At 44.4% G+C, this 11,366-nt stretch carries 10 protein-coding genes, 1 tRNA gene and 1 pseudogene; 3 read left to right on the top strand and 9 right to left on the bottom strand.

The genetic code is table 11. From position 1 onward, the window contains the following. Positions 1-398: 398 nt before the first annotated feature. The 4 genes from L2W36_RS26850 to L2W36_RS26865 form a co-directional block, all read right to left on the bottom strand. Positions 399-1,649, bottom strand: a complete 1,251-nt coding sequence (locus L2W36_RS26850; RefSeq protein ID WP_124940348.1) for an HD-GYP domain-containing protein — start codon at positions 1,647-1,649, stop codon at positions 399-401. Positions 1,650-1,779: 130 nt separating this feature from the next. Then, positions 1,780-2,556 carry a hypothetical protein gene (locus L2W36_RS26855; protein WP_236112023.1) on the bottom strand — a complete coding sequence of 259 codons (777 nt, stop codon included), beginning with the start codon at positions 2,554-2,556 and terminating at the stop codon, positions 1,780-1,782. 36 nt (positions 2,557-2,592) lie between these two features. Beyond that, positions 2,593-3,549, bottom strand: a complete 957-nt coding sequence (locus L2W36_RS26860; RefSeq protein ID WP_236112024.1) for a hypothetical protein — start codon at positions 3,547-3,549, stop codon at positions 2,593-2,595. Between the two features lie 249 nt (positions 3,550-3,798). Continuing rightward, positions 3,799-3,883, bottom strand: a tRNA-Leu gene (locus L2W36_RS26865). A gap of 192 nt (positions 3,884-4,075) precedes the next feature. Here L2W36_RS26865 and L2W36_RS26870 point away from each other — a divergent pair. Then, the gene (locus tag L2W36_RS26870; protein ID WP_006074938.1) at positions 4,076-4,549 is read left to right on the top strand and encodes an RDD family protein; all 474 of its coding nucleotides are present in this window, start codon (positions 4,076-4,078) and stop codon (positions 4,547-4,549) included. A gap of 68 nt (positions 4,550-4,617) precedes the next feature. Here the strand turns inward: L2W36_RS26870 and pgi are convergent, their stop codons facing one another. Continuing rightward, entirely contained in the window at positions 4,618-6,270 is a 1,653-nt protein-coding gene (gene pgi / locus L2W36_RS26875) for a glucose-6-phosphate isomerase (RefSeq protein WP_062463009.1), read from the bottom strand. 305 nt (positions 6,271-6,575) lie between these two features. Between pgi and L2W36_RS26880 the strand changes: the two genes are divergently transcribed. Next, a complete protein-coding gene (locus L2W36_RS26880) occupies positions 6,576-6,998 on the top strand; it encodes a secondary thiamine-phosphate synthase enzyme YjbQ (RefSeq protein WP_031493579.1) in 423 nt (140 codons plus the stop codon). A 181-nt stretch (positions 6,999-7,179) separates the two neighbouring features. Here L2W36_RS26880 and alr read toward each other — a convergent pair whose 3' ends face one another. Continuing rightward, the gene (gene alr / locus L2W36_RS26885) at positions 7,180-8,262 is read right to left on the bottom strand and encodes an alanine racemase (RefSeq protein WP_236112025.1); all 1,083 of its coding nucleotides are present in this window, start codon (positions 8,260-8,262) and stop codon (positions 7,180-7,182) included. Positions 8,263-8,283: 21 nt separating this feature from the next. After that, a complete protein-coding gene (locus tag L2W36_RS26890; protein WP_006075652.1) occupies positions 8,284-9,678 on the bottom strand; it encodes a replicative DNA helicase in 1,395 nt (464 codons plus the stop codon). A 177-nt stretch (positions 9,679-9,855) separates the two neighbouring features. Between L2W36_RS26890 and L2W36_RS26895 the strand changes: the two genes are divergently transcribed. Then, positions 9,856-10,626, top strand: coding sequence for a DUF481 domain-containing protein (locus L2W36_RS26895; protein WP_062463012.1), 771 nt, complete (start codon positions 9,856-9,858; stop codon positions 10,624-10,626). Positions 10,627-10,693: 67 nt separating this feature from the next. Here the strand turns inward: L2W36_RS26895 and rplI are convergent. Next, positions 10,694-11,066 (bottom strand): annotated as a pseudogene (gene rplI / locus L2W36_RS26900) (50S ribosomal protein L9). 34 nt (positions 11,067-11,100) lie between these two features. After that, complete coding sequence (rpsR, locus tag L2W36_RS26905; RefSeq protein ID WP_000090472.1) at positions 11,101-11,328, bottom strand: 30S ribosomal protein S18; 228 nt, start codon at positions 11,326-11,328, stop codon at positions 11,101-11,103. Between the last annotated feature and the right edge of the window lie 38 nt (positions 11,329-11,366).

Genomic DNA, 11,366 nt, shown 5'->3' on the forward strand with positions numbered 1-11,366 from the left:
TATTGTTAAAGAACATTCTCTTCAGAACTCTGCGTTTCGCTTTCCGTTTGAAGAGGCGGCTATTCTAGCGAGATGATTCTCAGTGTCAAACACTTTTTTCTAATTATTTTTGATTTTTTCAAATTTAACTAGAAGACCATCTTGTCGGCTGAATGCCTTACTGACTCTTGCCTTGAACCCTTGTGGGCTCTGCCGTGTCAGTGAGGACGCATTATAGAGATCCGGATCACATTGGCAAGCGTTTTTTAAAGAAAATCTTTAAAAATAGGTCATTTGTAACTTTATTGACCAATAATGGCTAAAACAGAACGTTTTTCACTCATTAATCCTTTAACTTACCCCATATTGCATCTTGGTAAAGCCTCAGATGTCAGTTACACGTACGAATTCTATAGTAACTAATGAGCGTTATTGTCTTCAAAGTAGTAAGATATTCGAGCTCGTGGGTTTAAGTATTCCCGAATCTCTTCTGGCAGCCTATCAGGGTGAATCACTGACTCCACTTTCAGCTCCTTCTCTTCAAGTGGAATGATGGGAGCTTGCAGTTTAGGTACGGTAGGATCGTAGATGAGTACATTCGGGCACAGTAAATTACCACTATTAATAGAAACGACGAGACCGACCATCTCATTAGAGAGTTTGACTACCGTACCAGGAGGATACACCCCCATATACTTAATAAGAATGTTTAGGTTTTCTTGGTTATACAACGCCTTTGTATGCTTATATAGATAAGACAAGGCGGTAAAAGGAATCTTTTTCTCACTCGGTATTTGGTGATGACATAGGTTATCAAACGCATTGGCAACAGAGATTATTTGTGCGAACGCATCAATTTCATCGCCTTTGAGACCCAACGGATAGCCACTGCCATCCAACAACTCGTGATGTTGTTCGATGACGGTAATGACTTCTTGAGGCAGTGTATCCATCATACCAGCGATGTTGCTACCATACTTGGTGTGAAGTTTTAGGTAGTTAGCTTCTGGCTCCGTGAGCGGCGTAGTTTTTCTCAAAATTGCCGGTGGAATCTTCACTTTACCAATATCATGAAATAGTGCAGAAAGCGCTACTAGTTTGATCTCCTCGGCCTCTAATCCCCTTGCTTTAGCAATCATCATAGACAGCACCGAAACATTTAAACTGTGAAAGTAGATGTCTTCAAATTCACTTTTACTGCCCATTAAATGCAAGGTCACTTCATCTTCAGATAAGAGAGTATCGACAATATCATCTACTAACAAACGTGCTTCTTTCGTCGCTTGTTCTGGCCGACTTCTGAGTTTGGCCATGACATTTCTAATTCGAGCCAAAGAGCGATCAAACTCTTTTTCGCAACGAGAAACTCTTCTTCGATAAGCGCTTAGTTGTTCTATACGCCTTTGCTTTTCTTCCCAGAGTAGATCCGAGCTTGCTTGAACATAAGCATTAGGTTCTTGAGAGGCTTGTTGAATAGGGAGCGGTAATACATCACTTAAATCAGGGTTAACGTGGACGTACTTCACCCCTAACTGCTTAATAATATGTACCTGCTCTTCTGATTTAATCTTAAAAACATTAAATAGAAACGGGTGGTCATTCCATTTGAGGGGAAGCCGGACATGAAGCCCAGGCTGAATTCGGTCCACTGAAATCTTGATACTTGCCACAATCCAACTGCAACTGACTGTAAAACACTCAGCGAGTTTAAAGAACTTCGTGCGCTAATTCATCTAATTATTATTAAAGTGTGACCAAATAATAAATTTGTAAACTAGCGCCTTTTCTATTGAGGGGACGCTACTCTTGCTCTTTTTCGCGATTACTAAGAATAGCCGCAATTCTAGGATCTAGCGATTTACCATGTTGCTGCTCAAACTCTTCTCGCTTGAGATCAACGAGGTTTTTCACAGAGTGCTGAGCAAGGCCTTTTGGCACTTCTGTCACTAACTTGCCCTTCTCTTGCAAGCTCATCGCCTCACGATAAAACTCTTTAAAGCGACGGACAATCAGAGATTGTGGCAATCGACGAAGCTCATAGCCTTTGTTTTGCATAATCCACTTTTCAAGTTGATTATTGGGCTCTTTATTAACAACACGATTCAAAGCTTCCAAAGACTCTGATTCTGTAAGCTGAGTCTTGAGCAATGTCAATTCACCCATAATGGGTGGCCATTTTTCGCCAGCTTGAAGTCTCTCTCGGCAATGCTGCATGACACGCATTAACTCCGCTTCCGTCAAGCTATCTGCAAAATCGAGAAAACGTCCTGTTGGGCGTCGTCCGTAAGACTTAATCCACGTCGACTCATAAATACTCAGTAATGTACCGAATATATAGTTACACCAGTCACTAGGTTGACGTCCTTGTTCGATCTCGTTGATGCTTAAAGACTGAGACGATGACGAAGTTGTCGTCGAGACTTGAGTCGACTGCGGCTCACGGCGACCCTTATCAACTTTTGGAGTAACAGCATTAGAAGCCTTTAAGTGCTCAAGGCTACCATTGACCCCCATTTCTCTGAGTTTCTTTTCCATTGTGCCAAAATCAACGTTTTTTGGCTTATTGCTGTTACTCATTTCTATTACCTATGTAAAGTGTGCATACTGCGAGTCTTAAAAGTTCGGATTCTTACCTTGTCCTCGCAAGTACTCACGAAACTCTTCTGAAGGACTCACATCACCAGACTTATTTGATGTTTGGTAAGATTGGCGACGTCTTTCTTCTGCTTGCTTACGTCGATCTTCCGCTTGTTTCTCGTTAACAATCCACAATCGAAGTTTATTAAGCATTTGAGTAACATTAGTGTACTCATTTGCTCGGGTTTTGTAGTAAACCACAAACTTTTCCCAGAACAAGTTAGGATCAATCTCAAGTCGAGAAAAAGCGATCGTCTGCGACGCCCAGTCTGGTATTTCAAACTCATTGAGATCATGAGTTGATAAATATTGGCTGTTGGTGGCAGGCTGCGACTCTTTCTTACTAGAAGAAAACCCACTACTTTTATCCTTACGATAATTGGGTTGCTGCTCGCCAATCACCGCTTGTAAACTTCCCGAGCGTTTCGAGTATTCTAGCCAATCTTCTAGCTGACGCGCCAAACGAGTGATGTTCGTGGTGTTCGTCCCATGTTCACGTACAAAGTTTTGCCATACGCTGTCTCTACTGTTCGGCGGTACTTTATAGAGATCAAAGGAGGGTACTGCCCAACCTGGAGCACTCGATTCTTGCATCGTCGTAACGCGAGATGGCTGACGGACAACAGGCGCGGCACTTGAGGTTTCAATCACTGGCAATCGATTTGGTTCAGAACTCGCCAAAGTAAAGTGGTGCCTTTGCCCTTGGGGGGTAGATTCAACCTGACCTTTGGTCAACAGCCCCTTATTAGCAAGCGTAGTAAGCACATCTGCTAGCCCAAACTCTCCAAGTAAGCACTCTTTAGCAACATCTGACAGTGCAAAAGCCACATTCCCATCATTGCCGGAAATATCCGCTAACTTTAATAGTACTAACTTCTCACTAGCTGTGATGTCAGTTTGTTGCCAAGCAATATGGGTAAATTTTGCACTCACAGTAATTCTCCTATCTGTTACCTAGATTCTAGCGCTTCGACTGGTCATAAACAAACAGAGAAAAAGTGACCTTTGAGATTGGAACAGTATCAACGCTTATAAACGAGATCTATCGTCAATAGTTGGTAAGAGTTCGAAAAGAATAGGCTGCTGGATATGAGTCATCTTGCCGCAACGTGTTGGACGTATCACAAGGTTTACATCTCGCAAAACGACGAAAGGCCGCTTAAATAAGCGACCTTTCTAATATGGTACCGGTGGGCGGACTTGAACCGCCACGCCCGAAGGCAACGGATTTTGAATCCGTCGTGTATACCAATTTCACCACACCGGCATCTTGGACTGATGTCCTTTGATGTTTGGCATTATACGTAAGCTCTCGTTGCGTGCAACAACAAAACGCTGAATATTCTATTGTTTGCTGATATTTTCGCCACAATGTGATGCTATTCGGGCAAAGAGGCTTTCTTCACGTCGATAGAATCGCTATCCTGTGGCCAGTTTTGGTTATTAAATGATGTATTCAATGGAAACTCAATCTCTTCCACCAGCGGGCTTTTTCAGACGACTTGGGGCGCTGTTTTATGACAGCTTAATTATACTTGCGGTTGTGATGATGGCCGGTGGCGTTGTTGTGGCAATCATGGAAGCGTTGGTCGCGGCAGGGCTAATGAGCTATGCACCGTATGCCGATGCCAGTGACTTTCTCGGCAGCCATCCCTTTTGGAGTCCTGTTTACACCGCTTACCTAGCGTTCGCGTGGATTTACTTCCTTGTGTTCTTCTGGACTCGCGCCGGACAAACATTGGGAATGCGAGCTTGGAAGATTGAGCTTCAAAACTTAGATGGTGGACGTATTACCGTGACTCAAGCGCTAATCCGTATCGCTACATCCGCGTTTGGTTTGGCAAACTTGTCAGTCCCTATCGACCCTCAAAAGCGAGGGTTTCATGATATTTGGGCGAAGACCAAGGTAGTTGTCTTACCTAAAGCAAAATAAATAGCGACGAATATAAAAAAGGTGCCGAAAGGCACCTTTTTTATTACAAACGGCTAAGCAGACAAAAGTTAAGCTTTGTATGCTTTAAACGCGTTGATTAGACCATTAGTCGAGCTGTCGTGAGAAGTGACTTCACTGTCGTCAGCTAGTTCAGGTAGGATTTGGTTAGCCAGTTGCTTACCAAGTTCTACACCCCATTGGTCAAAGCTGAAGATGTTCCAAATAATACCTTGAGTGAAGATCTTGTGCTCGTACATCGCGATTAGGTTACCTAGAGTACGAGGTGTGATCTGCTTCACTAGGATTGAGTTCGTTGGACGGTTACCTTCAAAAATCTTAAATGGTACAAGATCTTTGACTTCTTCCGCTGTCTTACCTGCTTTTGCAAACTCAGCTTCAACCGTCTCTTTAGACTTACCGAATGCAAGTGCTTCAGTTTGAGCAAAGAAGTTAGACATTAGTTTCTGGTGATGATCACTCACTTGGTTGTGAGAGATAGCAGGCGCGATGAAATCACATGGGATCAGCTTAGTACCTTGGTGAATTAGCTGATAGAACGCGTGTTGGCCATTTGTGCCTGGCTCACCCCAAATAATAGGACCAGTTTGGTAATCAACGGCTTCACCATTGCGGTCAGTGAACTTACCGTTAGACTCCATGTTGCCTTGCTGGAAGTATGCAGCAAAACGGTGCATGTATTGGTCGTAAGGCAGAATCGCTTCAGATTCAGCACCGTGGAAGTTGTTGTACCAAATACCGATAAGTGCAAGTAGTACTGGAATGTTGCTTTCTAGATCAGTTTCAGCAAAGTGCTTATCCATCTCATGAGCACCAGCAAGAAGCTCAACGAAATTGTCGAAGCCTACAGCTAGAACGATAGATAGACCGATTGCAGACCAAAGTGAGTAACGACCGCCGACCCAATCCCAGAATTCGAACATGTTGTCAGTATCGATACCAAACTCAGAAACGGCAGTTGCGTTAGTCGATAGCGCCGCAAAGTGCTTAGCCACGTGAGCGTCATCTTGAGCCGAAGCTAGGAACCAATCGCGAGCAGAGTGCGCGTTAGTCATCGTTTCTTGAGTAGTAAATGTCTTAGAAGCAACCAAGAATAGCGTTGTTTCTGGATTTACTTTCTTAAGAGTTTCAGCGATATGTGTACCATCTACGTTTGACACAAAGTGCATGTTCAGATGGTTCGTGTAAGGCGCTAGCGCTTCAGTCACCATGTAAGGACCAAGGTCAGAACCACCGATACCGATGTTTACTACGTCAGTGATCGCTTTACCTGTGTAACCTTTCCAATCACCAGAAATAATGCGCTCAGAGAAACCTTTCATCTTCTCTAATACTGCGTTTACCGCTGGCATAACGTCTTCGCCGTTAACCATGATTGGCGTGTTGCTGCGGTTACGTAGTGCAACGTGAAGAACAGAACGACCTTCTGTTTGGTTGATTGTGTCACCAGCAAACATGGCTTTGATTGCGCCTTTAAGCTCAGTCTCGTTCGCTAGAGCAAATAGGTTCTTCATTGTTTCATCGTTGATTAGGTTCTTAGAGTAATCAACAAGAATGTCAGAGCCGAAGCGCGTAGAGAATTTGCCAAAACGGTCAGCGTCTTGTGCAAATAACTCTGCTAAGTCCATATCTTGCGCAGATTCGAAATGCGCAGTCAGTGCTTTCCAAGCTTCAGTTTGCGTTGGATTGATGTTTTTCAACATGGTCTCTATCCCAATTTTTAGTCGGTTTTATTCCCAATCCCCCCAAGGAAAAGGAACCCCCAGTTTAGCGAATAATAAACAGTATATTCTAAATACAGCCCAGTGCCTTTTTAGGTTCACTAGACGTTACAAACTTGTCTGTGGTTTACAAAGTGTAGACTTTGTTTTCGTAATAATTTTTCAGGCGTAATTATGAACCAGAGCCATTGCACTCACCTTGAGTTAGGTCACGTAACGGTTCACAATATAAACAAAATAGGTAAACACCCTACCATTAAGCAGCACTATAATACATAGGAGTGATTATGTGGCAACAAAAGACATTGTACCTCAGCGCTAAGGCGCGCGGTTTTCATCTGATTACTGATGAAATTGAACAACAACTGCCACAGTTAAAAGACTACTCTGTAGGTTTACTACATCTCTTTATTCAACATACTTCGGCTAGTTTAACGTTGAATGAAAACGCGGATCCGACGGTACGTAGTGATATGGAAAGTCACTTCAATCGCTATGTCCCAGAGAATGCACCTTATTACAAACATACGTACGAAGGCAGCGACGACATGCCTGCTCATATTAAGAGCTCTCTTCTTGGAGCGAGCGTGACCATTCCAATTAGCCAAGGACAGTTAGCTTTGGGGACATGGCAGGGCATTTACTTAGGTGAACATCGAGACTTTGGTGGGGAGCGACGAATTATTGCAACGTTGCAAGGGCAGATTTGAGGTAAAAACCCTTGCGATGCCTTTGATGGTTTACACCTTGCCTGCCTGTTGTGACGAGGCAGACAAGGTTGGTTTGAAGACAGCTGAGGGTAGGTCCCTGCCTGCGCAGGGATGACAGTACTAGGGTTCGGTCCAATGCTTGGGCTCGGTATTGAAGTTCGGTATCGAATAGAGACCGACGTCACTTCGTACTGCTATAGCTCATTTCAACGCGGGAAGTGAGCTTAGTCACCAGCTCATAAGCAATAGTACCAATGTGCTCGGCGACTTCTTCAGATGGGAGCGCTTCCCCCCATAAGATGGCTTCATCGCCCACTTGATCTAGGGCATCAGGACCCAAGTCAACAGTAAGCATATCCATCGATACTCGACCGGCTATTGGGACTTTACGACCATTAACTAGTACTGGTGTACCATTGGGTGCTGTTCGAGGATAGCCATCACCATAACCAATCGCAATCACCCCTACTTTGGTGTCCCTTTGACTAGTCCAAGTCGCCCCATAACCCACACTTTCGCCTTTCTTTACATCGCGCACAGCAATCAAGTGAGACTTTAAAGTCATAACTGGCTTAAAGCCCATATCGGCTGCGGTCTTATCTCCAAAAGGAGACACTCCATACATAATGATACCTGGACGCACCCAATCTAAGCGACTTTGCTGCCACTCAAGTAGGCCAGCAGAGGCAGCCATAGAACGCTCCCCATTACAGCCTTCTGTTAGTGACAGAAATAGTTCGATTTGCTGTTGAGTCATGGTGTTATCAAGCTCATCGGCACAACCGAAATGGCTCATATAACGTAGCGGCTTAGCCACGTTATCACAGCGATGTAAACGCTCGACGAACTCTTGGTATTGTTCTTCTCGAACGCCTAGACGGTGCATGCCGCTATCCACTTTAAGCCAAACAACGACCGGAGTTTCTAGCTCTGCCTGCTCTAGTGCATCGAGCTGTTCATAACAATGCACCACCGTTTGAATATTATTGGTCACCAACACAGGGAGATCATTGGGTGAGTAGAAACCCTCAAGCAGTAATATGGGTTTCACCACACCGCTTGCTCTTAGCTGCAGCGCCTCTTCGATGCGAGCTACACCAAATGCATCCGCACCCGTGGCATTTTTAGCAATGTGTCTCAAACCATGACCATAACCATTAGCTTTGACTACCGCCATGACTTTGCTATTCGGCGCTTTCTGTTTAATGCATGCTAGATTGTGCGCCAGCGCATCCAAATTAATGTGCGCTGTCGCTGCTTTCATATAACTCATACGTCTGCCCTACTACTCTTCGTCAAACGCAGGACCTGCGTAGTTATCAAAGCGAGAATATTGACCTTGGAAGGTTAAGCGAACCGAACCGATAGGACCGTTACGCTGCTTACCGATAATGATTTCTGCAATCCCTTTTAATGCACTGTCAGGGTGATAAACCTCATCACGATAAATGAACATAATTAAGTCGGCATCCTGCTCAATAGAGCCCGATTCACGAAGGTCTGAGTTAACTGGACGTTTATCGGCACGCTGCTCCAAGGAACGGTTAAGCTGCGACAAAGCAACAACAGGAACATTCAACTCCTTCGCCAATGCTTTAAGTGAGCGTGAAATCTCAGCGATCTCAAGGGTACGGTTATCAGAGAGTGACGGTACGCGCATCAACTGAAGGTAGTCCACCATGATAAGGCTAAGGCCACCGTGTTCCCGAGCAATGCGTCGAGCACGAGAACGCACCTCGGTTGGGGTCAAACCAGAACTGTCATCAATGTACATATTCTTTTTCTCCATGAGCATGCCCATGGTCGTTGAAATCTTCGCCCAATCCTCATCATCTAATTGACCAGTACGGATCTTAGTTTGGTCAACACGAGACAGCGACGCCAACATACGCATCATGATCTGTTCGGCAGGCATCTCCAAGGAGAAGATAAGTACTGGCTTATCATCCGACATCGCCGCATTTTCACATAAGTTCATCGCAAATGTCGTCTTACCCATCGATGGACGTGCTGCGACAATGATAAGATCCGAACCTTGAAGGCCAGCCGTTTTCTTATTTAAGTCATTAAAGCCCGTAGTCACCCCTGTTACACCATCTTGTGGCGTTTTATACAGGATTTCGATTCGTTCTAGTGTTTTTTCAAGTATGTTATCGACATTTTGAGGGCCTTCATTCTCGCTGGTTCTTTCTTCCGCGATTTTAAAGACCTTACTCTCAGCCATATCAAGCAGATCTTCTGAGGAGCGACCTTGTGGGTCATAACCCGCATCAGCGATCTCGTTAGCCACACCAATTAGATTTCGTACCAGAGCACGCTCAGCAACAATATCCGCATAAGCATTGATGTTTGCTGCACTTGGGGTGTTTTTCGCTAGATCGGCAAGGTAGGCAAACCCACCAACATCGTCCAACTGCTCTCGCAGTTCAAGGAATTCAGATAAGGTAATCAAGTCAAGCGGCTTGCTCTCTTCTAACAGAGCTTGAATGCCTTCAAAGATTAGACGGTGAGGACGACTATAGAAATCACTGCTGATCACCTTCTCGGCAACGGTATCCCATCGTTGATTGTCTAACAACAGACCACCCAGTACAGACTGCTCCGCTTCCAATGAATGAGGAGGGACCTTCACTGATTCCACTTGAGCATCTTTTACTTTTTGATTTCGGATATCCGCCATGACTCTACTCGATAACACATTATGACCAGACATTATATACTCAACTAAGTGTGGGCTAAAGCAAAGAAAACGCGACTAAAACGAGGATTACTCCTTCAAAATTTGACCTATTGCTGACGATGGTCGAATATGCCACACATATAATCCCGAACCCCGTATCCGCTCCGAGAGGTTTTTGTGTCAAAGAAGGTACTTTTTGGTCTAGTATTGCTTGCTTCGCCTGCGATCTATGCTGAAGAATTTCTCCCGCCAAGCGACACGGAAGACTCGCCGCCCTCACCACTTCAATCCGAAGTGGAATTTGGCTATCAAGCACACTCAGGCAATACCGACTCTCAATCACTTAATGCGCGTGTTGCTGCGGAATATACCGAGGGACGCCATCGTACCAGTGGGGAATGGAAATATTACCAACTCTATAAAGACGGTGATGAAGATAAAAATCAGCAGAACTATTTATTGCAAACTGACTACAAGTTAGGCCCTAAAGCGTATTTGTACGGAAACTATAACGGCTTCTCTTCACTTTATAGCTCATATTATGAAGATCATACCGTTTCAGGTGGTTTAGGTTATCAGCTCGCCAATCGAGACAATTTCCTGTTTGAAGTCGAAGTCGGTCCGGGTTTTCGTTATCAAGAACCTAATCTTGATGAGATAGACGATAAAGACATTATTTTTAAGAACGTGGTTAAAGAAGCTATTATTCGAGGCAACATCAATTTGATTTGGAAGCCTTTGGATACTCTCACCGTCGGTACCAAGCTAACCGCTACATCTGGTAAAAGTAACACCCGTTTTGATACAGAATTAAATGTCACCAACGCCATTACTGAAACCATCGCGTTAAAGCTATCTTATGACAGCCAATACCACAGTAAAGTCCCTAGCCCTACTCTAAGCAAGCGCGACTCTATTTTCACCGTCAACCTGCTGTTCAGCTTCTAACCTTATAAAAATTGTAAAAAAAAACACCAGCCGAAGCTGGTGTTTTTCATTGTTCTTCTGACTGAGATTACTCAGCAGCAACAACTTGTAGGTTGATAGCAGCGAAAACTTCAGAGAACGCCAGCTGCAGTGATTGCATCAGCGATGTCGCGAGTACCGATAGAACCGAATAGTTTGCCTTCGTCACCAGCTTTAGAAGCGATAACAACAGCTTCTAGAGCGTTAACTTTCTCAGCACGAGCTTCAGCAGCAGTTAGTTGCTCAGCAACTTTAGCTTCTAGTTCAGCGCGACGAGCTTCGAACATTTCAACGTTACCTTTAGTAGCCATTACTGCCTTACCTTGTGGGATAAGGAAGTTACGAGCGTAACCAGATTTAACGTTAACTGTATCGCCAAGACCACCTAGGTTACCGATTTTATCAAGTAGAATAACTTGCATTGTTTAATTCCTCTATCTAAATAAACGGTGCCGATTACTGATGCTTATCAGTGTATGGCAGTAGAGCTAGGTAGCGTGAACGCTTGATAGCGCGCGCTAGCTGACGCTGATATTTAGCGCTTGTACCAGTGATACGGCTAGGTACGATTTTACCAGCTTCAGTGATGTAGTTTTTAAGAGTTGCTACGTCTTTGTAATCAATCTCTTGTACGCCTTCTGCAGTGAAACGGCAGAATTTACGACGACGGAAGAAACGAGCCATGGGCTATCTCCTGATCTAAATTAAAGTCTTGTTGTCGG

This window comes from Vibrio sp. McD22-P3, from assembly GCF_021568915.1.
Taxonomy (GTDB): domain Bacteria; phylum Pseudomonadota; class Gammaproteobacteria; order Enterobacterales; family Vibrionaceae; genus Vibrio; species Vibrio mediterranei.

What these genes read in the sequence shown, in the direction of transcription:
- L2W36_RS26880 (WP_031493579.1), top strand. Translation starts at nt 6,576, where the DNA reads ATGTGGCAACAAAAGACATTGTACCTCAGCGCTAAGGCGCGCGGTTTT.
- L2W36_RS26855 (WP_236112023.1), bottom strand. Translation starts at nt 2,556, where the DNA reads ATGAGTAACAGCAATAAGCCAAAAAACGTTGATTTTGGCACAATGGAA.
- rpsR (WP_000090472.1), bottom strand. Translation starts at nt 11,328, where the DNA reads ATGGCTCGTTTCTTCCGTCGTCGTAAATTCTGCCGTTTCACTGCAGAA.
- alr (WP_236112025.1), bottom strand. Translation starts at nt 8,262, where the DNA reads ATGAAAGCAGCGACAGCGCACATTAATTTGGATGCGCTGGCGCACAAT.
- L2W36_RS26890 (WP_006075652.1), bottom strand. Translation starts at nt 9,678, where the DNA reads ATGGCGGATATCCGAAATCAAAAAGTAAAAGATGCTCAAGTGGAATCA.
- L2W36_RS26870 (WP_006074938.1), top strand. Translation starts at nt 4,076, where the DNA reads ATGGAAACTCAATCTCTTCCACCAGCGGGCTTTTTCAGACGACTTGGG.
- pgi (WP_062463009.1), bottom strand. Translation starts at nt 6,270, where the DNA reads ATGTTGAAAAACATCAATCCAACGCAAACTGAAGCTTGGAAAGCACTG.